This is a genomic window from Psychrobacter sp. K31L, assembly GCF_017942195.1.
Taxonomy (GTDB): domain Bacteria; phylum Pseudomonadota; class Gammaproteobacteria; order Pseudomonadales; family Moraxellaceae; genus Psychrobacter; species Psychrobacter glaciei.
The window spans coordinates 487,524-509,265 of record NZ_JAGKSC010000002.1; the positions used below are offsets into that span (position 1 = coordinate 487,524).

Sequence of the window (21,742 nt, forward strand, 5' to 3'; positions counted from 1 at the left end):
TATTTGGATTAAGAGTGACATAACTAGGCACTGTGACCATTGTGGCGTTGCCATATTGTCTCACCAATGATGCCAGCCAACTGCTCGGCAATCTTATCCTTGCTCGCCTTCTCCAACGTCACTGCCGCTTGCTTATAACGCTCTGAGAAAAATACCTGCATGGCATTGTTGTCACTGGCGAAACCAATGTCTGCTCGTGAAACATCATTGCAAGCGATCAAATCTAAATCTTTAGCCACCAGCTTACCGCGAGCATAGCGCTCGATATCTTGCGTTTCTGCCGCAAAACCAACGATAAACAATGCTGGATGCGCAAGCGAAATCGTCGCTAAGATATCAGGGTTTTTGACCAAGCTCAGCGTCATCGCATCTTGGGTCTTTTTGATTTTTTGCGGGGCAGCTTCTTCAGTACGATAGTCGGCGACAGCCGCAGTGGCAATAAAGATATCCGCCATTACATTTTGATTCTCGCTATGAGAATAATGCTCATCATCAATCTCATGGCTGTGATTATGACTGTGGCTATGATCATCGCCGCAATCACACTCGCCATGATGTTCATGTTGATGGCTATGATCGTGAGAATGGTCGTGCTCATCTTCAGGCACATACTGTAGCGCACTGTGCGTACCATCCACGCACTGCTGAGCTGCTATCAGCATCTCTTTAGCCGACAACACATCAATGCGCGTGACATTCAGCGGTGTCGGCAGTGCCACTTTGCCACCCGCAATCAAAATAACGTCTGCACCAGCAGCCACGCACGCACGTGCTAATGCAAAGCCCATCTTGCCAGTAGAGTGATTAGACAAATAGCGTACCGGATCAATCGCTTCGACAGTTGGTCCAGCAGTAATCACTACTCTTTTACCTGTCAATAATTGCGGTGTGGTTTGCATCGCGTTAAATAATAATACTTCTGCCAATAGCTGCTCAGGTTCAGGCAAACGCCCTGCCCCCACATCACCGCAGGCCTGCTCACCGCTAGCAGGTTGGATAATTTGATAATTCATATCGCGCAGGGTCTGTACGTTCAGATTCACTGCTGGATGCGCCCACATTTGCTGGTTCATCGCTGGAGCAATAATAACGGGAGCCGTCGTTGCTAAGCACACGGTCGCCAACAAATCATCAGCCATGCCCATCGCGAGGCGAGCCAGTGTATTGGCAGATGCTGGCGCAATGACGATTAAGTCCGCCCACTTAGCAAGCTCGATATGCCCCATCCCCGCCTCTGCCTGCTCATCTAACAAGGAGATATGCACCTCATTACCGGTCAATGCCTGTAGGGTCAATGGCGTAATAAAAGCCTGCGCACCTGTGGTCATAATGACACGCACATCAAAGCCTGCCTTGATTAGCAGACGGGCAAATATAGCAGATTTATAAGCGGCGATACCGCCGGTGATAGCAAGGATAACATTCGACATAAGCGTGGCATCAGTAAAAAAATTGAAAGATAAAATTGCGCTTATAGTAACAATTATGAGATAAGTTGGGTAACGTTTTCCGCATTTATATCATATATCTAGCATCCAACCCTCATTAAGGAGTGACAATGGCGATTAAGGACTGGCATGAAGATGATAGACCACGAGAAAAACTGCTGAAATTTGGCGCCGCTCACTTAACAGATGCTGAGATATTGGCGATATTTTTACGGACTGGCACGCAGTCGCAGTCGGCAATTGAGCTGGCACGTCATCTGATCGATCAGTTTGGTAGTCTTGCCGAACTCTTAGCAGCGCCGCCACAGACTGTGCTTGCTTGTCATGGTATCGGCCCTGCCAAGTACGCACAGATATTGGCGTCGCTTGAGATGGGTACGCGTTATTTAGACAGTAAGCTAAAGACAGGTCAAGCACTGGGACGCTCACAAGTCGTCAAGGACTATATAAGCACCCAATTGCGCGGTGAGCACCGTGAAGTCTTTGCCGTTCTTTGCTTAGACAATGCGCTAAACCTGCTAAACTTTGAAATACTGTTTACTGGCGGTATCTCGTCCTGTTCCGTCTGTATCAAACACGTACTCCGTCATGCGTTGAGCCATGCTGCCAGTCAACTCATCGTCGCGCACAACCATCCGCATACCGATGCGACCCCTTCAACGGCAGACAATCTATTGACCTATGAGCTAAAGAAAGCCTGCGATTTAATAGACTTGTCCTTGATTGACCACATCATCGTTGGACGCAATCAGACATTATCTTATGCCGAAAGCTGCTTAGCGCCTTTCGGTTAGTCGAAAAATATTCGAGTAAAGACTTATACACCATACTTCAAGCGAGTTAACGCCATAATACTTTGATAATGGACACGCAGTTGTCTTGAATCAATTATAACGCTGACTTATTGACGGTATATCTAGAATATGATACATATCCTCGACACAGAATAGCACTTTCGCTATTGATAGTTATCGATAACTATTTCATATTAGTAGCTAACTTTCGCTCAGTTATTTATATTTTGATTCATTAGTTTTTGTAGAGCATTAAATGTATATTTCTAATGGTCAGCAATCCTAGTTTTATCGCATTTTTTGACTCAAGAACGATTCTTTGAGTCAGAATGACGTTGTGATAGACGTCTATAAGTTTGTTCACCAATAGATTTTTAATATGATTGCTATAAAAATAATGACATTGTTTATTTTAAAAGGTTTTAGATTCAAAGTTAATTGATTTAAAACCCATTATTTTAAATAAGATGCTTTCTTAATATAATCTCTTTCTGAGCTTTACCTCATTTTCCAGTTAGGTTTTACCAAGGAGACAGTCATGGCAGTTGGCTTATTTATTTTGGCAGTAATCATACAGTTAGCCACAGTTTTGGCCATCTTTTTGCTGTCTCTATCGCGCGTCACTGGTAGTATCGTCGCCATTATTACCGTGGTCGTGACCGCCATCATCAGTCCATGGTCACTTATTTTAGGCATACCGATATTGCTATTGTGTTTGGTGCTGCTTGTCGCGCCTATCCGTCAGTCATTGATTACCAAGCCTGTTTATAAGATACTCGCTGGCGCAATGCCAAGCATGAGTGATACTGAACGTGAAGCTCTCGATGCGGGTACGAGCTGGTGGGAAAAAGAGCTGTTTATGGGTGCGCCGAACTGGGACACTTTTGCCAATTACCCATATCCAAAACTGTCAGAAGAAGAACAAAGCTTTATAGACAATGAAGTAGAAATTCTGTGTGCCATGCTTGATGAATGGAAAATTCAGCACGAAGATAAAGACCTGTCGCCCGAAGCGTGGCAATTTATCAAGAGTAATGGCTTTTTGGGTCTGATCATTCCTAAAGAATTTGGTGGTCTTGAGTTTAGCTCGTATGCCCAAAGTCGGGTAATGAGTAAAATTGCCTCGCGCTCACCCACCGCAGCCGTGACCTGTATGGTGCCAAACTCACTCGGCCCTGGTGAGCTGCTCATGCATTATGGGACGGACGCGCAAAAACAACGCTGGCTACCCGGTTTAGCAAAAGGCGAAGAAGTGCCATGCTTTGGTCTGACTGGTCCTGAGGCCGGTTCGGATGCTGGCGCTATTCCTGATACGGGTGTGGTGTGTTACGGGACTCACGAAGGCGAGCAAATGCTTGGTCTGCGTATGAACTTTTCTAAGCGCTGGATTACCCTTGCCCCTATCGCTACTGTGGTTGGATTGGCATTTAAAATGCACGATCCCGAAGGTCTGCTTGGTGACCCTAACAAAACCGATTACGGCATTACGTGTGCGTTGGTTCCTGCTAGCCACGAAGGGGTCATCACAGGGCCACGTCATAACCCAATCGGCTCACCATTTATGAATGGTACGGTCGATGGCACAGACGTCTTTATCCCACTAGATTATATCATCGGTGGTGTTGAAAACGCTGGGCGCGGTTGGCGCATGCTGATGGAATGTCTGGGTGTGGGTCGCGGTATCTCTCTACCAGCCTTATCCACTTCAGCAAGTGAAATGACGTATCTGTCGGTTGGTGCGTTTGCCAAAGTTCGTGAGCAGTTCAAGATATCAGTAGGTAAATTTGAAGGTGTACAAGACGCCACTAGCCGTATGGCAAGTAATACTTATATGTTAGAAGCGTTCCGACATCTCGTTACATGCGGATTGAATCAAGGTGGCACGCCATCGGTTATGACGGCAATGGCAAAATACTATGCGACAGAAACCATGCGTAGCGTTGTTAACGATGGTATGGACGTCGTGGGCGGACGCGCTGTACAAATGGGGCCACGTAACTTTTTGGCGACGCCATACCAAGCGATTCCCGTTTCTATCACTGTTGAAGGTGCCAACATCTTAACGCGTTCTTTGATGATCTTTGGTCAAGGGGCGATGCGTTGTCATCCGTATTTATTTGACGAATTACAACTCTTGCAAAGTGAAGACAAAGAATCTGCGACCAAAGAGTTCGATACGTTATTCTTTAAACATTTGGGTTATACCTTTAACCGCGGGGCAAAAGCTTTTATCGCTGGTTATATTGGTGGCAGTAGCGATGCGCCAAGCTTTGCCGATGACTTTACCCGCCCTTATTACAAACATATCAACCGTCTAAGTGCCAGCTTTGCCTTGACAGCTGACATGGCTTTAGGATTGTTAGCTGGTGATTTGAAGCGCAAAGAGATGCTCTCTGGTCGTTTGGCAGATATTCATGGTCACTTGTTCATTGCGACCGCTATTTTGCAGTTTTATGAGCACGGCAGCAAATCAGAAGCCGAGCGCTTACATGCCGAGGTCGCGCTACAAAACAGCCTCTATACCATTCAAGAAGCCTTTGTTTCTTTCTTTGCCAACTTCCCAAATCGTATGGCGGCGGGTGTCGTGAGCTTCGTGACTTTCCCGAGTGGTCGTATCTTTACTCCAGCAAGCGATGAGCTAAAAACCAAACTGGGCGATGTCTTTATGGATGACCATGAAGCCAACCCGTTCCGTGATTATCTCAAGACCATGGTCTATTATAATACCTTGCCTGATGATGTCAGCGGTCGCATGGAGCATGCGTATCAAACCTTACTTGACATTGAACCTTTGTGGCAGAAATTCAAAAAAGCAGAGCATAAAGACAGCTTTGAAGGCTTAACCTTCGAAGATCATGTGGTCTATGCTAGCCAAAATGGTGATATCACTGAAGAAGAAGCTGAAAAACTGATTCAATATAATGGGCTACGGTTTGATTCATTATTAACAGATGTGTTCGACGGACATCTATTGAAAGCGCAAGAGCGTGAAAACCCACATAGCTTAGAAAACGCCGTGCACAAGCTGACTGATTATGCGCAGCTAAAAAATGAGGCCCAAGCAAAAAATGGCACAGCGTCTAGCAGCTCGATGGTAGCCACAGATCCTCAAGATCAAACCGGTGATGCCAACCCTGATCACGGCTATGAGAGCGATGGCGATGTAAAAATGGTGGACGAGCAAAGTACCGTCGAAGAAGTTCGCGGGCAAACGCATTTTGAGGCATCTGATCCAGAAGCAGAAGCACTTGACCCTCGTTATCGTGATGCCGAATCAACGCTTAACCAGCGTATGAGCTATAATCATGGTCTGAATAAAACAGACTTTGAAGTATCTAACGATTCAGAGTCTACTTCAACCAATACTCAACCTGAGGTAGTCAAGGACAGCAAATGGCAAGATGGCCTCCGTCGCGATGAAAGCGACAAGGTCTAAAGGTGTAAGGTTTAAAGGTACAGGCAATCACTGACAGGCGTCTATTTATGATAGATATCGCTTTAATCTTTTAATCATACGAAACCCTTACTGTCAAAAAGTTATTTAAATCAATCAGATAAATAAGAAAAAGCGAGACCGTCTAAAATAGGCGGTCTCGCTTTTTTTGCCAAAAAAATTGCCGTCTATATTTACTATTTAACATGTACTTTACTCGCATTTAAGGTCTTTATTGTGATAATAAAATAAGTGAAACGGAAAAAATCGCTAATGTCACGATATTTAAATGATAAAAAAATCTTGCAGTACCCTTAACAATTATTTTATATTGTCAAAAAAACTGACACCAAGTAATACACAAAAACATATAGACGTAACACCATCAGACGTTGAGACAACAATCATAGATATATTGATTTATTGCCGTACTGACTACTGAGCGTTGCATATAAAAGGATAGAGGTTATGTGGAAAAATATGGGACTGACAGGCAAGATCATGGTTGCCATGGCGCTCGGTATCATACTGGGTTTGTTTATAAACTATTCAGGACTAAACGCTGAAGGCGGTTTTGTTAATACGTATATTACAAACGGCTTCCTCGCTATTATTGGCAAGCTATTTGTTAACTCACTCAAAATGTTGGTCGTACCGCTAGTACTTATCTCATTGATTTGTGGTGTGTGCGGTATTGGTGATATTCGTCTGCTTGGTCGTATCGGTACCAAAACCTTTATGATTTATATGTTCACCACCGCGCTTGCTATTGCGACGGCGATTGGACTTGGCTCGCTATTTGGTATCGGCAAGGGCATGAACATTGGCACTGACGCCACTTTTGAAGCAGCATCAGCGCCGCCATTGCTTGATGTTTTCTCAAACATCATCCCATCCAACCCCATCAGCGCGATGGCAAATGGCGATATGTTATCGATTATTTTCTTTGCGATTCTCATCGGTGTCAGTATTCTGATGGTTGGTAAGCCTGCGAAAGGTTTGGTACAGAGCTTAGAATTAATTAATGAAGTCATTTTAAAGATGGTGACTATCATTATGAACCTTGCACCATATGGTGTCTTTGCCCTATTGACCAAGGCAATGGCTGACCTTGGCTTAGATTTAATTTGGTCATTACTTGGTTATGTTGCGGTATTGGTCGGTTCATTGGCCTTCCATTTCTTTATCACCATGATGATTGTACTTAAGCTTGCTTCAGGCTTGTCTATCAAGACCTTTTTGGCAAAAATGCGCGAAGTTCAAATCTTTGCTTTTAGTACGTCAAGCTCAAACGCGACGATTCCTATTACCTTGCGTACCGTTACCAAGCGTATGGGTGTGAATAACTCTGTTGCTTCGTTTACCGTTCCTTTTGGTGCCACCATTAACATGGATGGTACAGCTATCATGCAAGGTACAGCAACCATCTTCATTGCCAATATTTATGGTATTGATTTGGGCGTGACCGAATACTTAACCGTTATCTTGATGTCAGTACTGGCGTCTGTTGGTACTGCTGGTGTACCGGGTGTTGGTCTGATCATGCTCTCTATGGTATTTGCTCAAGTTGGCTTACCAATCGAAGGTATTGGCTTAATCTTAGGTGTGGATCGTATCCTCGATATGTTACGTACTGCTGTCAACGTTGGTGGTGATGCGGCAGTAACTGCCATCGTAGCAAAATCAGAAGGCAAAATGGATCTGGCTATTTATAACGATCCTGACGCTGGCGCGAAAGACGTATTTGACGGTCATATTGATGAAGACAACGAGCGTGAATTCTCTGAAGTCTTTAGTGATGGCATCATGGGTAGTGAGTATGATGATGTAGATCGTCGTCGCTAATCAACACTGCTATAGTCATTCCACTATAAAAGTATTACAGCGTTAACCTCGCTTGAAGTATCACATATACATCTACACTCGGTTGCCTTGTACTACTTTTAAATTGAATCGACTATAAATAGACATTCATAAAATAAAAAACCTCAGCCAAATCGGCTGAGGTTTTTTTGAGACATATAAGATTACTTATTAGGGTCTGTTGAACATTCAAATGTGGCACTGGCAGTGGCTATTTTTTAGACAATACGCAGTGAAATTTTTGACGCCTAGTCATTCTAGGTTAGACAATTTCGCCATGTATTGGCAAAAAATAGCCCTGCCCTGAAAGGCTGATGCTAAAATCACCCCAAACGTTGTTGTAAACCTAGCTAAGGTCTCGACATTATCGTCGGTTTACGCCTGATTTGATAAAACGTTTGATGCGATTTTAGCGATCAGCAGTCCTAATATTTGAATGTTCAACAGACCCTATTGTTATTTAACCAAAAACGTATTTAGTTAACATGGCAAAACACACCAATACAATCATCGGACGAATCAGCTTACTACCGCCTTTAACCACCATGTGCGAGCCAAAATACGCACCTATCGTTTGCCCAACCATCATTGCTAGCCCAACTTTCCACAATACATTACCGCCCAAAATAAAGAAAATCAGCGAGCCAATATTGGTCGATAAGTTCAAGACCTTTGCCGCGCCTGTCGCTTCAATGATCTGACGACCGCGCAAAGCCACATTACCAAGCGCAAAGAACATGCCAGTTCCTGGGCCGATATAACCATCATAAAAACCAATTAAAGGTGCCACGACTTTTTGCCACTTGCCTTCTGAGATACGCGGTGCGGCTTCTACTTCACCAAGTCTGGGTGCAAATAGCGTATAGAGACCAATCGCTGCGATTAAAAACGGAATCAGCTTTTCGAGCAAATCAGGTGGTGACATCTGTACGGCGATCGTACCGATAACTGAACCGATAAAAGCAGCAATAATGGCCACCTTGATGCGTTGTGGCTTGACGACCCCTTTTCTAATCATCGTAATGGACGCTGCTAACGCACCTGAAGCGGCTTGCAGCTTGTTAGTGCCCAGCGTTAGCACTGGGGGAATATTGGCCAGTAGCATGGCTGGTATGGTCAATAAGCCACCACCACCTGCGATAGCGTCAATAAAACCTGCCAGCGCTGCCACGGCTGTCAGCATTAAAATAATCTCTAGAGAGAATGATAAGTCCATAACACCGACCTGTAAACTTTATGATGAAAAATGAAGAAGCCCTAAGAGCTGGCTTTAAGAACTGAGAATAAATGATCACTATAAGTGTTGCTACCAACTTTGCTAGTAGCTAGCCAATAGTACTGCTGATATGTATCAAAGCTGTGACAGAACACTGCGTAATGCCGCTCATTATAGAGATAAAAGACTAAAAAAAGCCAAAAACGAGCTGAAGTCTGCTAGATTTGTCTAACAGGTTATTGAAATATTTAAGAATAATATTTTTATCAATGACAGATTTTATGATTTATTCCTGCTTTGCCTCTCGCCATAGCGCTGGCATTTCGCTCTTATTGATAGGGTAAGATAGGTTTATGGTTTCAGTTTTACAGATTTTGTTGTGTATATGAATGAGATTATGAGAAACTGTTAACGTCTATCTGCGACACTGTCCAATTTAACAGTATAGATACTTGAGGTTATTGCATTATTTAGCAAATTGTATTTAGTAAATGAGGATGATATGGCAATAAAAAGAATTAAGGCATTTTTCGAATTTGAGGCAGCAGGCGGTATCATTTTAGCATTGGCTGCCATTGCTGCAATGATCATTGCTAATAGTCCCCTCAGCGTTTGGTATGAGGCTTTTATTCATGCCCCTGTATCCATTCGTATTGGCGAATTTGGTATTGCCAAAGATGCCAGTCATTGGATCAATGATGGTCTGATGGCTATTTTCTTTTTCTTAGTCGGACTTGAGCTAAAGCGTGAAGTCTTGATTGGTGAGCTCTCTAACATTAAGCAGATTATCCTGCCTGCTGGAGCGGCACTGGGTGGCATGATTATGCCCGCCATTGTCTATTTGCTCTTTAACTATAATGAACCTGATTTTTGGAAAGGTTGGGCGATCCCTGCGGCGACAGACATCGCTTTTGCTTTGGGTATCTTAAGCCTGCTTGGCAATCGTGTACCAAACTCATTAAAAGTGTTTTTGGTGTCTATTGCTATTTTTGATGATATTGGTGCCATTTTAATCATCGCCTTATTTTATACCAACGACTTGTCACTGGGCTCATTAGCTGTCGCTGGTTTGTGTCTGCCGTTTTTATATTTACTCAATCGTCGCAATGTGACGAGCATCACCCCTTATCTACTCATCGGCGTGATTATGTGGATTGCGGTACTCAAATCTGGTATTCATGCGACATTGGCAGGTGTGGTGTTAGCGTTATTTATTCCTATGTTCGATCGTACTGATCCTGAGCACTCGCCAGTAGAAGAGCTAGAACACGATCTACACAACACCGTTGCCTTTGGTATTTTGCCCCTGTTTGCGTTTGCCAACTCGGGTATCTCGCTCAAAGGTGCAGGCTTCGCTGAGTTATTTCACTCAGTACCGCTAGGTATCGCCGCCGGTCTTTTCATCGGTAAGCAACTGGGCGTAATGATAATGTGCTGGTTAATCTTTAAACTTGGTATCTCGACCATGCCACGAGGCATGAACTTTAAGCAAATCTACGGTGCATCATTACTATGCGGGGTTGGTTTTACCATGAGTTTGTTTATCGGTGGCTTAGCATTCGCAGGCGACACAACCTTATTCGATGAGCGTTTGGGTATTATCATGGGTTCAATTGTCTCTGGTATCGCCGGTTACATGATGCTCAAAGCAACGCTAAAAGAAGACATTAACAGTACTTCGGTAGATCTGACCCGTCATTAATTCGATTGATGGGTTAATGAGGCAATGAGGTAATCGGTAAGCAACAGACGCACGCGATAGATGATAGGTGTAGAGATAAATATGAACAAAAAGCACAATGGTTTAGATTTAGACACCTATCGTCAATCGGCAACTTCTTATCAGCGTCATGGCCGTACCACTGCTGTCGATGATCATAGTGACTTACAGGTCCTAAAGCGCATTAAGCGTTATTTATTACCAAAAGACTTTGCCATCTCGCAAGACTTATTAAACGAGATAGTCGCGGGCTATGATATCGGTGATCCACTCGCGGATGCTTTAGCGGCTGACGGTATTCGTTTTTCTAAACCCTTGCAGCACATCATTCTTGATGATACTCCAACTCATGACCCCATAACCCACTCTTCGTTTAGCGCCTTAACTGAAAAATTTAGCAGCCATCCAGATTGGTTTGATCCTAAGCTTGCGCAAATTGGCGCAGTCGCCTATCGACGTTATCCGCTGATGCTTATTTGGCTACTTCGTAACGTCGCGCTGATGGCTGGCTATAGCATCCCTGCCCTTTCCTTGCCTTTGATTCAAACCGGTGCTTTGATGCACGATGCGCTACCGCGCTTGATGCGTACTTATGCTTACATTCTAGCGGTCTCTGAGCATCCACAATCAACTGCAAATATGGCTAACGACCGCCAGCCCATCGAGCAAGTGCTAGCGATTGGCTCTGAGGGGTGGCGGCAGTCCATTCAGGTACGACAAATCCATACACTGGTGCGGCAAAACCTGCTTAAAGGTAAAGGGAATGCTGCTAAAGGCGTCATAGAAAATGCCGACCAGCATCATAATCCAGATGGCAGCTGGAACACGGATTACTGGGGTCTTCCTATTAATCAAACCGATATGATTGCTACGCATTTGCAGTTTTCATTGTTGATTATGCGCGGCCTACGCCTACTGGGTGCACGCATCAGCCCTGAGGAAGCAGAAGGGATTTTGCATTTATGGAATCTGGCCAGCTACTGGATGGGCGTTGATTTAGAGCGCTTGCCAAAAGATGAAGCGGCTTGCTGGGAGTGGTTATATACTTATTTATCGATTCAACAGCTTGATTTTAAGATGGGACAGCCATTAGCAAAAGCCCTACATGATTTGCCGCGCCAACTCATGGGAGAAGACAATCGCCGTGGACGTTTTGTGGAGATGGTCAATGCCAGTGTGACACGTACGCTAGTCGGTGACGATATCGGTGATGGCTTAGATTTGCCCAAATCGAAAATCCGCTTTGGCGTCCTGTCCTCAGTACCGATTCTCTTTGCTCTTGACACTGCCAGACAGCACAATCAAGCTTTGGCGCATAAATTAGAAGCCTTCCGTGCCAAACGGCAAGACAATATGAATTGGTGGCTCAAAAAAAATGATGACTACTATAAGTAATGATGACTAGGGTCTGTTGAACATTTTAAGCGAAAAACTCAACTGCCCTGCGTGTTAATTGCGCGTATCTTGTATACGGTAATACCACTCAAGCTGCCGATCAAACCCCGTTTCTAATAAGCTAGCGATGACTCGTCCTGTTAAACCCCATACTGTTTCACCATCCACTTGCCAACTGGGCGTAAGGATGGTCGCCATTTGATCTTGCATCGCATATTCTATCGCATACTCTACGGTGGGCTGAGTTAATAAGGTTTCAAAATCTGCCCAAAAAATGCGTGAGATTTCGCCAAGCTCAGGCACTAATACTAAATCGGGCGCAATAAGCGCGACAATCGGGCGTACACTCATACCACTTTTGGACGTTTGGATCGGCAATTGACCAAGTAGCTGGACTTTATTGGGTGGTAGCGCCGTCTCTTCGCAAGCCTCACGTAATGCGGTAACAACATTGTTACCATCACCAGCTTCATGCTTACCGCCTGCACAAGATACCTCGCCAGCATGGCTATTCATATGGGCAGCGCGGCGTGTCAATAGCAACTTAGGATGGCGTTCATGGGTGATGGCAACCAATACTGAGGCATCGGCAATGGGCGTCTGATATAGGCTGTCTAAAATACGAGTACGACGAGAGGTGCCACCAGCGTTGTACATTGCTGGACTGGTGACAGCATTTAATGTCTCATGCTGCACTCGCTCTGCCAATTTTCTAATAGTGGGATAACGAATAAAGTCTGGCACAGCGACTGACAATTCATCAAAACTTACAGACTGCGGGGGAAGTAACATTATAATTGCCTTGTATTTTTATCAGTATAAAGCTTTGTCACAATAAGATATTCATAAAAACAATAGTCATAAAACGATAGTTATCATCATCAAATCTATAAATTTATCATTAAATTATTTAATAATTGCTAGGGTGTGTCCTCATTTTAAAAATGGTGATAAAAATGAGGTAAATTGCAGTCAAACAAGGAACATAGTATTGAGGACATGCCCTAGAGCGTGTGCTAACTAAAAACCTAAAATAATGTCTCAATCTAGATTAGCGCAATCGCCTGTTTACTGCATGCTATTTATGTGACTGCCTATTTGTATCACAAGAATTAATTGAGAGCCTTTCTTTTATAGCAACAAACAACGACTCTGCGGTGAAATGATATAGTCAAGGAATTTTAGAATCGCTAAAAGGCGATCGACCGCAGATAGTACACTGAGTACATCTAGGACGGGTAACACGGTAGCGGTTTGAAAGTGCTCTGACTATACATTACTGTTATCATCATTCTGTGCGAAGAAAATATGTGCTATCTTAAGGTAATGGCTGCTATTTACGATCGTACGGCAGCATGACTGTTGCACCCTAAGTATAACGCTGCACACCCAAGCTATTACAGTGACACCCCATATCCTTTCTTATCATAATAACAAGGCAGTTTATATGCGCTATTGTCTACAATGTGGCCACGAGGCTGAACGTAAAATACCGGCTACCGATAATATCCCGCGTTTGGTCTGCCCAAATTGTGGCTATATTCACTACGAAAACCCAAAGGTCATCTGTGGCTCATTGGTCGTTCACAAGGGCCGAGTATTGCTATGCCGCCGAGCGATTGAGCCACAGTATGGCTTATGGACGATACCAGCAGGCTTTATGGAGAATGGCGAAACCATCGCTGATGGCGCGGCGCGTGAGAGTTTTGAAGAAGCCGAAGCGGTGGTGACCAACCCCCATTTATACTGCCTCTACGATATCCCTGATATTGGGCAAATTTATGCGATTTACTTGAACGATCTTAAAGATGGCGCTTATGGTATTGGCTCTGAGAGTCTTGATTGTGCGTTATTTAGTGAAGAAGACATTCCATGGGATAGCATCGCCTTTGAAGCGGTACGTCGCACGCTAACCAGTTACTTTGAAGATCGTAAGCAATTCGATAGCCATGATAAATTCCCTGTGCATCAAGATTATATTGGTAAAGACCAAAGCATTAAACGGTATTAATTGAGTGCCTAGGCACAAAAAAGCCAAGCTTAATGCTTGGCTTTTTTGCACTTTATGGTAAGTCTGACCACCTTAGCTTTTTATTTTACAAACCTCAAAACCAAGATCTTTCACCTTTTCTTCTTTGTCATAAGGCGCTAAGACTGCACGCACATGTTTTTGCCCTTGCAAATATTGCTTGGCAACGCGCTGTAAGTCAGCGACTGTCACAGCTAAAATTGACGCACGCATTTTACGCTGCCAGTCAGCACCGCGATGATGCAGGTCAGAAAAACATGCTTTGATCGCTTCGCCTGCTGGAGACCCCGGTTTGTCCATACCGGAGATAATACCCAAAATAGCTTCTTCCAATTGCTCATCGGTTTGCGGCTCATTTAATAACCACTCGATACTGGCATCAAAATGTGCGAAGGTCTCAGCACACTGCGGATCACGGTAGCTAAAGAACTTAAAGGCGCAAGCATTGGCATCGTAGCCCGCACCGCCACCATAAGCACCGCCGCGCTCACGGATGGCGCTATGCAAATAGCCATTGCGCAAGTAAGGCGCTAATACCATCAAGGCTACTGTGTCCGGATGATCAGCCGCTGGAACCGTATAGGCACTGGCATTGTGATAAACGTTGGTCGGCACCAACCATGCCAAGTCCTCAACATCGAGCGCGACACCACTTTCTAACGATTTGACAACGTCTTTCTCACCATTTAGTGCCGCATCAAGTTGCAACTCGGCAAATTCGCTTGGGATATTATCTTCGATACTAGCATCAGAGCTGCTTAGCTGCGCGGCAATACGTGGCGCTTGGCTGTCTTTCCAGCTATCGACAATCAAATTGCTTAAGCGTTCAGTTTGCTCGGCTTCACAGATGATGACGGCATGCTTAGGTAGGCTGATGAAACGTTGATGTAAATCCATCAAACTGGTGGCTAATTTATCCCACTGCGCATCATCATTGCTGGCATGGGTTAAAAAGTCCTTTAACGCATTCAATGCTGGCAGACCACTACGCACATACTCTAACTGCGCTTGACGACTCATACCACGACTGGCCGTTTGCATCGCATAAGCATGCCCTGAACCAGCAAGATTTGACTGCCAACCTGCTTGGCGCTGCTGCAGAATCTCTTTGATACGGTCATGCTCCGTAAAGACGCTGTGCTCCATCACTTCTTTAAGCAAATCAATCGCCTCAGGCTTGCGGTTTAGTGCGCGCGTTGCCACCACAAAATAACTGCTGATAGACTGGCTGTCATCGATATTGGTACGTTGGCTGATACGCGCTGTCACACCTGACGAATGCGCCGCTTGCTTGGCTTGCATCTCATGAGCGCTTAGCGAGTCGGTACCCAGCTCAGACAGTAAGCTCAAATAAATAGGCAGTAGCGGATGATTAATGACTTCATTGACGGGTAACTCGCTTGTACCTGCATTACCAATCGCATCGGTCAACGGCACAATCACTTGATAATAATACAAGCCATTGGTGCCTGCTTCATATTCAAATAAGATGCTGTCTTGGCCGCTCAAATTTACTTGTTTTTGCTTGCCTTGCTTAAAGCTGATATCCGTCGGTACGTCATCCAAGCCAACTTTTGGCAATAAGCTCAAATCATCTGGTGCTGCTTGACGCGCTGCCAAATCCAATGCTTGCTTATGCAAGATGGCTTTATCATCAGCAGTCAAATCCATGGCGATAGTGTCGAGACGTGTTTGCTCAGCTGCCGCTAAACGAGCCGTTTTTTCGCTGTCTGGTGTTAGGGTCACGCGCACGCGGTGCTTGTTATCCAGTAGATGTATTTTGATTAAGTTGGGCAACCATTGCTCGTCTTTTACTTGCTCACGCAGCCATTGTAGATGCTCGTCCACTTCCCACACATCGATTGGATTGCCATCATGAATGGCGGTACTAAAGCCTTCTAGCATGAGATTCAAACCATAAGGAATGCTATCGCCGCCGATATGACGCTGATCTATCTCAATCTGATGTAGGATGGTTTCAATCGTTTCGTCATCGACTGGTGAGCTGGCAACTTCGGTCAGCAAATCAATAATGCCCTGCTCGACTGCTTCGGCATGCTCTGGGTTTGAACCGCGCAGACCCGTATAAAAGACCATTTCATAATGACTGTCATCAAGCCCCAATAGCGGACTTGGTGCTTTGCCGAGTGGATGGCTGTCCAGATAAGCACGCAACGGCGAGCCTGCATGCTCAATCAACACACCTTCTAGTAGACGCAAAGCAAGGCGCTGCTTGGGGTCGGTAATAGATGGCAATAACCACGCCACAACATGATGGGTTTGGTCAGGGCCAGCTTCGTCAGCGGTATAAGTGTCGGTGGCGCTAATGGGTGCAGATAGACGTTTTTCTGGACGCGATACATGCTTCTTGCCCGCCTCAAACTGAATCAAGGCATCTTCATGGATTTTTGCCTGCGTCTCAGCGACAGGAATATTACCAAAACTCATAATCACACTGTTTGATGGGTGATAATGGCTTTGATGGAATTCGACCAGCTCATGATGGGTCAAGTCCGGAATATCAGCAGGCTCGCCGCCCGAATTATAATGGTACGTCGTCGTTGGGAAGAGATGATGGGCAACGGCATGATACAGCTGATCAATCTCGCCGCTCATAGCGCCTTTCATTTCATTAAAAACGATACCCTTAAATTGCGGCTTGTCATTTTCATCTAACTCAACACGAATACCTTCTTGAGCAAAATCAAGCGGATGAATATTCGGGAAAAATGACGCATCAAGATAAACGGCAAGCAAGTTAAAGTAATCATTTTTGTTTTGTGTGGCGTACGGATAAGCCGTCCAATCAGCAGCGGTCATCGCATTCATAAAGGTATTGAGCGAACGCTTAATCATCGAAAAGAACGGATCACGCACAGGGAATTTCTCAGAACCACATAAAGCCACATGTTCTAAGATGTGCGCTTCGCCTTTTGAGTCCATTGGCTGGGTGCGAAAGCCTACCAAAAATGCATTTTCATCACTCGGATGTGCTAAGTGATAATGCATCGCACCAGTCTTAACATGCTGACTGATCAGCACATCCATCGATAGTGCCTCAATATGACGATGCTCAATCAGCTCAAATGCGGAGTGCAATGTTAGGTCAGCGGTAAATGCGGTGTCAGTCATAGTTGTCCTTAGCTCATTATGTAGATAATGCCCTGCAGTTCAGGGTAAATAGAATGGTAACAATGTGCGTGATAAAATGATCATTAAAATTTAACGCTTAAAATTTTATCGGTTGTATGGTGGGTAAGCTATAGCAATGAAAAAATGGGTCTAGCGCTAATAGATGGGGCTAGCAGACAGAGAAGTCAAGGCATCATCCTAAGAAAGAGCAGCGCTGATATAGTCAAATCCATATAAATCCGCTACATCGTCATCCTCGCTAAGCATACTAATGTATAACTTGCGCTCGGTTTCCTTGTATCGAAATTATTTGAATCCAACTATAGTACAATTAGGAAGGGCAATACCTTAGCGCTTCAAAAGTATGCCGACATTACTTAACAGCAGTCATCAGTAGTGCTATAGTTAAGACTACTTGCTACGAGGAGCACCTCATGAGTTACCAACATATTTTACTGGTTACCGACTTGTTATCTGATGCCGACACAGTGGCGCAAAAAGCCAAACAAATCGTCGATAACCGTCCGGGTTCTAAGCTGTCTGTACTGCATATTGTCAAAGATACGATGGTTGGTTTTGGCTATGAGCTAGTACCCGCCTCTAGCTTATATGACCAGATTGACGATGAGCGTTGCCAAGAAGCACGAGCCAAGCTAGCACAATTTTTAGAGCGTAACGGCTTAACCGCCGTCAATGCCGAGGTGACCACGGCCATCTCTAGTAGCGAAGGTATCGTCAATTATTGTCACAAGCATGACGTTGATCTCTTGGTTATCGGTCGTCATGAGCGCCATGGTATCGTCGCATGGCTTAGTGGGGCAACAGCAGATAATATTTTGCCAAATGTACCCTGCGATAGCTTAGTCGTGAGACTGGATAAGCCTGTTAATAAATAAGCGCTCACCTTTCAATAAACAATGCTTAAGTGTAAAGGCGGCTTAGCTTTAATGAGTTAACTTGAGCCGCTTATATTACAAGCTAAACATAACATTTTATAAAACGTCCTATAGTCATGGCTATGGGACGTTTTTTATTATATGTCTCTAACCCTCATTCTGATGTCAAAATATCAATAAAGCTTTGCCAAATTGGGCTTTGATGGCGGGCTTTGTGCCACACTAGCCACCAAGTTCGCGACAAATCGATGCCTGCCACTTTTACTTGTACTAACTTACCGCTGACCAATTCTGCCTCAATCACGTGCTGTGATAGACAACCCAGCCCAATATCGGCACTGACCATATGCTTGATCGCCTCCGATTGCTGAATGGCCATGATGACTTCGGCATCGGGCATATGCTGTAATAATTGCTCATCGATAATTTGCCGAGTACCCGAACCTGCTTCTCGCACCAATAATGGTAATCGTGCCAGTTGTTCAATACTAAGCTCGTAGCAATTATCCACATCGTTATATGCTGCCATATCTGTCAGCCATTTGCTATCGCGTTTGGCAAAGACTATCAAGGTGTCCGTTCGCCATGCATGCTGCTCAATGACCTTAGTATCCGCAGGTCGCGGCATCCCTTCTACTAGCGCAATATCTATATTTAGCTGCTCGACCTCCGCGACTACCTCTTGGGTATTGGCGATATAAGTATTCACATTTGCATTTGGCAAGGCTTTATATAACTCAGCCAGCAACGGTGGCAATACATAGTTACCTATGGTCGTACTCGCGCCAATATGAATCTGTCCTGCTTGGTGCTTGTGATAATGTTCAAGCGTCAGTGACTGCCCCAAAATTGCTTGCGCTTGCACATAAATGGGATGGGCATTTGGATGCTGATTAAGCCTACGCCCAACGCGCTCAAACAATGGCATTTGCAGTCTAGATTCAAGCTCAGTCAGTGCGCTACTGACGGCTGACTGTGATAAATGCAGCGCTTCACTGGCACGGCTGGTGCTGCCTGTCTGATAAATACTCACAAATACCGCCAATTGTTTTAGCGTAATCTTCGGTAGCGTCTGCATCGCTTTTTTCATTAATTAATGACACCTTATGCCCGTCTTTTAGGACTAATTTTTTAATATCAATCTCTTGATATTGTTCTCTTTAATATAGCTTTTTAATACCAGATTCTTGCTATCAAACGATTAATACAATCCTATTAACCTAAAAAATCGATAGCTTGTATCTTATTAATCTGTTTTTATTATAAATCAGCTTATCTTATACTGTCTATTCATAAGTTTATGCTTATGTCGATTAGCAATAATAGGATAGGTCTATCATGCACGCTTTTACCCACTCAGTGAATCGTTACTTTCCAAACAATCGGCACTTAGCAGGATTGGTCGTGGTACTGGTCGGTAGTTTATTTTGTTTATGGCTCAATACTGGTCTAGACACTTGGTCGAACGGGCGCATCGTCGGACTGTCCTCTTTAACATTGGCAATTTTGCTCGGTATGGTCTTAGGCAATACGGTATACCCTAATTTCGCTGAGCAGCTAAATGCTGGTGTATGCTTTGCCAAAGGTCAAATATTGCGTCTAGCCATCATGTTTTATGGGTTTAAGCTAACCATGACCCAAGTTGCTAGCGTGGGTATGCCAGCGATTATGACGGATGCACTGGTACTGACATCGACCTTTCTATTGACCTATTGGCTGGGTACGAGATGGCTAAAAGTCGATAAAAAAACGACTATATTGATTGGTTCAGGCGCGAGTATTTGCGGGGCAGCCGCAGTGATTGCTGCAGAGCCAGTGGTCAAAGCAGAAGCGCATAAAGTTACTATCGCTGTGGCAACCGTCGTCGTCTTTGGCACTATTGCGATGCTGCTCTACCCATTTTTATATCATCTTGGTTGGTTGCAGCCTTGGCTAAATGCTCAACAATATGGCATCTATACTGGCTCGACCATACACGAAGTCGCGCAAGTCGTGGTCGCAGGTAACGCGATTAATCCTGAGGTTGGTAATACAGCCGTCGTGACTAAAATGATACGCGTCATGATGCTCGCCCCTTTTCTACTGATTTTGTCCTTTGCTTTGACCAAGGGTGACAATGATATTCATGGCGAAAAAATATCATTTGTAGACCGTGTTAAACAAGTCAATGTGCCATGGTTTGCCTTTATTTTTATTCTTATCGTCATACTGCACACATGGGTGCCGATGTCTGACAGCTTTGAGCAAAGTATGGTCATGTTTGATGATGTTTTGCTCACGATGGCGATGTTTGCACTGGGTTTGACGACTCATCTGAGCGCCATTAAGCAAGCTGGCGTTAAGCCACTGATCTTGGGTGCTATTATGTTTGCTTGGTTAATTATTGGTGGCGGTCTGATTAATATTGCCATTAGCTCTATCTGATAGATTCACCACACTCTTTAAAAAAAAGGCCTCCAACTATTTATAGTCGGAGGCCTTTTTGACATATAGTCAAAATATCCCAAAAACGCTACGATACTGCCGATATCAATTTTTTGTAGCCTCTGTCTGCACAGGCACAGCAAGCAAGAAAAATTGATATCAGCAGTGCGTGATGTATAGATATTACTTTTCACTGACTATATTATTTTATCTAATACTAAATTACAGACGAAAAAAAACGAACCCGAAGGTTCGCTTTTTTTTCATCTTGCTCTAAGTGTCTATAAAGACAGATTAGATAGCAACGATGTTATGGGCTTGTGGGCCTTTTTGACCTTGAGTTACAGTGAACTCAACTTCTTGGCCTTCAGCTAAGGTTTTGAAGCCTGAACCAGTGATTTCGCTGTAATGAGCAAAAACGTCTGCGCCAGTTTCTGGAGCGATAAAACCAAAGCCTTTAGCTTCGTTGAACCACTTAACTGTACCTTTTTGAGTATCTGACATATTGATAATCCTACTTTTTAATTTATTAATGGCCTAGTGACCGGTAACGCTTGCAAATAGCTACTGAACGATAAATATTAAAACGAAGGATTATAACTAATACTACGAGGTAATGATTTGGTGCAGAACTGCTCTTAAGCTTGGGCGTATTATAAGGGGTACATCCTAGTATCGCAAGTCTTATCTGACATTTCGTGTAACAAAGCCCTTTTATTAGTCATTTTTGGTTCAAATTGCAACGATTTTAGGCATTTGGCAAGCGGAACAAATACACCGCAACCCCACTACAAACAGTGGCTACCGCCCATGCCATCCACATTGTATCGGCTGGCAAGCGATAAAATAACATTGCCGTCGATATAGTCATCATTATCGTGGCTAACCACTTGGCATAGAGGGGTACGGCATGATTATTTTCCCAATCACGGACAAACTTACCAAAGTATTTGTGATTGATCAGCCAAAAATGAAAGCGTCGCGAGCTGCGTGCCCAGCACCCTGCTGCCAGTAGTATAAAAGGCGCAGTTGGCATCACGGGTAACAATACTCCTATAATACCCAATATAAAAAATATCCAACCCAGTATGACAAACGTCCAACGCACTGCGGGGCTTCTCGATTGATTGGTATTAGGTCTATAGTAAAAGGTTTTTTTATGATTGGTCATATAAGTAGTGTCATTCAACGATGTATCAGTTGGGGTAAGTAGCTACTGGTTTATAAAATAGCTACCTATATAAGTAGCTAAGCATGCGATATTGCTCAAAAACGTACAAGCGTAATTTTGCATCTTTATGTCGTTTTTTCTAAAAATATAACGACTGTACGGTACACAAAAACACTGTTTTTTAGTATATTTTTTAGTAGGTGAAAAATAAAAACTCAGGC

Annotated in this window: 15 protein-coding genes; 8 read left to right on the plus strand and 7 right to left on the minus strand. The window is 44.1% G+C overall.

The window, feature by feature from the left end:
* Window positions 1-23: 23 nt before the first annotated feature.
* A complete protein-coding gene (gene coaBC, locus J5X94_RS05230) occupies window positions 24-1,430 on the minus strand; it encodes a bifunctional phosphopantothenoylcysteine decarboxylase/phosphopantothenate--cysteine ligase CoaBC (protein ID WP_210540484.1) in 1,407 nt (468 codons plus the stop codon).
* 128 nt (window positions 1,431-1,558) lie between these two features.
* Here coaBC and radC point away from each other — a divergent pair, with 128 nt between their 5' ends.
* The 3 genes from radC to J5X94_RS05245 all read left to right on the plus strand — a co-directional run bounded on the left by radC (window position 1,559) and on the right by J5X94_RS05245 (window position 7,520).
* Window positions 1,559-2,242: a RadC family protein gene (gene radC / locus J5X94_RS05235; protein ID WP_201591979.1), complete on the plus strand. Its 684-nt coding sequence runs from the start codon at window positions 1,559-1,561 to the stop codon at window positions 2,240-2,242.
* Window positions 2,243-2,780: 538 nt separating this feature from the next.
* Window positions 2,781-5,678, plus strand: coding sequence for an acyl-CoA dehydrogenase (locus J5X94_RS05240; protein ID WP_210540485.1), 2,898 nt, complete (start codon window positions 2,781-2,783; stop codon window positions 5,676-5,678).
* A gap of 465 nt (window positions 5,679-6,143) precedes the next feature.
* Window positions 6,144-7,520 (plus strand): dicarboxylate/amino acid:cation symporter, encoded by a 1,377-nt coding sequence (locus J5X94_RS05245; RefSeq protein ID WP_189585648.1) that lies wholly within the window; start codon window positions 6,144-6,146, stop codon window positions 7,518-7,520.
* Window positions 7,521-7,998: 478 nt separating this feature from the next.
* Here the strand turns inward: J5X94_RS05245 and J5X94_RS05250 are convergent, their stop codons facing one another.
* The gene (locus J5X94_RS05250; protein WP_189585651.1) at window positions 7,999-8,754 is read right to left on the minus strand and encodes a TSUP family transporter; all 756 of its coding nucleotides are present in this window, start codon (window positions 8,752-8,754) and stop codon (window positions 7,999-8,001) included.
* Between the two features lie 502 nt (window positions 8,755-9,256).
* On the opposite strand from J5X94_RS05250, the gene nhaA reads away from it, so the two are divergent.
* The gene (nhaA, locus tag J5X94_RS05255) at window positions 9,257-10,456 is read left to right on the plus strand and encodes a Na+/H+ antiporter NhaA (RefSeq protein ID WP_210540486.1); all 1,200 of its coding nucleotides are present in this window, start codon (window positions 9,257-9,259) and stop codon (window positions 10,454-10,456) included.
* A gap of 81 nt (window positions 10,457-10,537) precedes the next feature.
* Window positions 10,538-11,869 (plus strand): oxygenase MpaB family protein, encoded by a 1,332-nt coding sequence (locus J5X94_RS05260; protein ID WP_210540487.1) that lies wholly within the window; start codon window positions 10,538-10,540, stop codon window positions 11,867-11,869.
* 54 nt (window positions 11,870-11,923) lie between these two features.
* Here the strand turns inward: J5X94_RS05260 and J5X94_RS05265 are convergent, their stop codons facing one another.
* Window positions 11,924-12,661 (minus strand): NUDIX hydrolase, encoded by a 738-nt coding sequence (locus J5X94_RS05265; RefSeq protein ID WP_189585659.1) that lies wholly within the window; start codon window positions 12,659-12,661, stop codon window positions 11,924-11,926.
* Window positions 12,662-13,316: 655 nt separating this feature from the next.
* Between J5X94_RS05265 and J5X94_RS05270 the strand changes: the two genes are divergently transcribed.
* A complete protein-coding gene (locus J5X94_RS05270) occupies window positions 13,317-13,880 on the plus strand; it encodes an NUDIX hydrolase (protein ID WP_010201656.1) in 564 nt (187 codons plus the stop codon).
* A 72-nt stretch (window positions 13,881-13,952) separates the two neighbouring features.
* On the opposite strand, the gene J5X94_RS05275 is transcribed toward J5X94_RS05270, so the two are convergent.
* Window positions 13,953-17,030: an insulinase family protein gene (locus J5X94_RS05275; protein ID WP_210540488.1), complete on the minus strand. Its 3,078-nt coding sequence runs from the start codon at window positions 17,028-17,030 to the stop codon at window positions 13,953-13,955.
* A gap of 434 nt (window positions 17,031-17,464) precedes the next feature.
* Between J5X94_RS05275 and J5X94_RS05280 the strand changes: the two genes are divergently transcribed.
* Window positions 17,465-17,926: a universal stress protein gene (locus tag J5X94_RS05280; RefSeq protein WP_010201658.1), complete on the plus strand. Its 462-nt coding sequence runs from the start codon at window positions 17,465-17,467 to the stop codon at window positions 17,924-17,926.
* Window positions 17,927-18,080: 154 nt separating this feature from the next.
* Here J5X94_RS05280 and J5X94_RS05285 read toward each other — a convergent pair whose 3' ends face one another.
* Window positions 18,081-19,016, minus strand: coding sequence for a LysR substrate-binding domain-containing protein (locus J5X94_RS05285; RefSeq protein WP_210540489.1), 936 nt, complete (start codon window positions 19,014-19,016; stop codon window positions 18,081-18,083).
* A gap of 248 nt (window positions 19,017-19,264) precedes the next feature.
* Between J5X94_RS05285 and J5X94_RS05290 the strand changes: the two genes are divergently transcribed.
* The gene (locus J5X94_RS05290) at window positions 19,265-20,350 is read left to right on the plus strand and encodes a YeiH family protein (protein ID WP_210540490.1); all 1,086 of its coding nucleotides are present in this window, start codon (window positions 19,265-19,267) and stop codon (window positions 20,348-20,350) included.
* A 294-nt stretch (window positions 20,351-20,644) separates the two neighbouring features.
* On the opposite strand, the gene J5X94_RS05295 is transcribed toward J5X94_RS05290, so the two are convergent.
* Window positions 20,645-20,854, minus strand: coding sequence for a cold-shock protein (locus tag J5X94_RS05295; RefSeq protein ID WP_010201661.1), 210 nt, complete (start codon window positions 20,852-20,854; stop codon window positions 20,645-20,647).
* Between the two features lie 244 nt (window positions 20,855-21,098).
* Complete coding sequence (locus tag J5X94_RS05300; protein WP_026037370.1) at window positions 21,099-21,521, minus strand: YbaN family protein; 423 nt, start codon at window positions 21,519-21,521, stop codon at window positions 21,099-21,101.
* Window positions 21,522-21,742: the final 221 nt, after the last annotated feature.

What these genes read in the sequence shown, in the direction of transcription:
- coaBC (WP_210540484.1), bottom strand. Translation starts at nt 1,430, where the DNA reads ATGTCGAATGTTATCCTTGCTATCACCGGCGGTATCGCCGCTTATAAA.
- radC (WP_201591979.1), top strand. Translation starts at nt 1,559, where the DNA reads ATGGCGATTAAGGACTGGCATGAAGATGATAGACCACGAGAAAAACTG.
- J5X94_RS05240 (WP_210540485.1), top strand. Translation starts at nt 2,781, where the DNA reads ATGGCAGTTGGCTTATTTATTTTGGCAGTAATCATACAGTTAGCCACA.
- J5X94_RS05245 (WP_189585648.1), top strand. Translation starts at nt 6,144, where the DNA reads ATGTGGAAAAATATGGGACTGACAGGCAAGATCATGGTTGCCATGGCG.
- J5X94_RS05250 (WP_189585651.1), bottom strand. Translation starts at nt 8,754, where the DNA reads ATGGACTTATCATTCTCTCTAGAGATTATTTTAATGCTGACAGCCGTG.
- nhaA (WP_210540486.1), top strand. Translation starts at nt 9,257, where the DNA reads ATGGCAATAAAAAGAATTAAGGCATTTTTCGAATTTGAGGCAGCAGGC.
- J5X94_RS05260 (WP_210540487.1), top strand. Translation starts at nt 10,538, where the DNA reads ATGAACAAAAAGCACAATGGTTTAGATTTAGACACCTATCGTCAATCG.
- J5X94_RS05265 (WP_189585659.1), bottom strand. Translation starts at nt 12,661, where the DNA reads ATGTTACTTCCCCCGCAGTCTGTAAGTTTTGATGAATTGTCAGTCGCT.
- J5X94_RS05270 (WP_010201656.1), top strand. Translation starts at nt 13,317, where the DNA reads ATGCGCTATTGTCTACAATGTGGCCACGAGGCTGAACGTAAAATACCG.
- J5X94_RS05275 (WP_210540488.1), bottom strand. Translation starts at nt 17,030, where the DNA reads ATGACTGACACCGCATTTACCGCTGACCTAACATTGCACTCCGCATTT.
- J5X94_RS05280 (WP_010201658.1), top strand. Translation starts at nt 17,465, where the DNA reads ATGAGTTACCAACATATTTTACTGGTTACCGACTTGTTATCTGATGCC.
- J5X94_RS05285 (WP_210540489.1), bottom strand. Translation starts at nt 19,016, where the DNA reads ATGAAAAAAGCGATGCAGACGCTACCGAAGATTACGCTAAAACAATTG.
- J5X94_RS05290 (WP_210540490.1), top strand. Translation starts at nt 19,265, where the DNA reads ATGCACGCTTTTACCCACTCAGTGAATCGTTACTTTCCAAACAATCGG.
- J5X94_RS05295 (WP_010201661.1), bottom strand. Translation starts at nt 20,854, where the DNA reads ATGTCAGATACTCAAAAAGGTACAGTTAAGTGGTTCAACGAAGCTAAA.
- J5X94_RS05300 (WP_026037370.1), bottom strand. Translation starts at nt 21,521, where the DNA reads ATGACCAATCATAAAAAAACCTTTTACTATAGACCTAATACCAATCAA.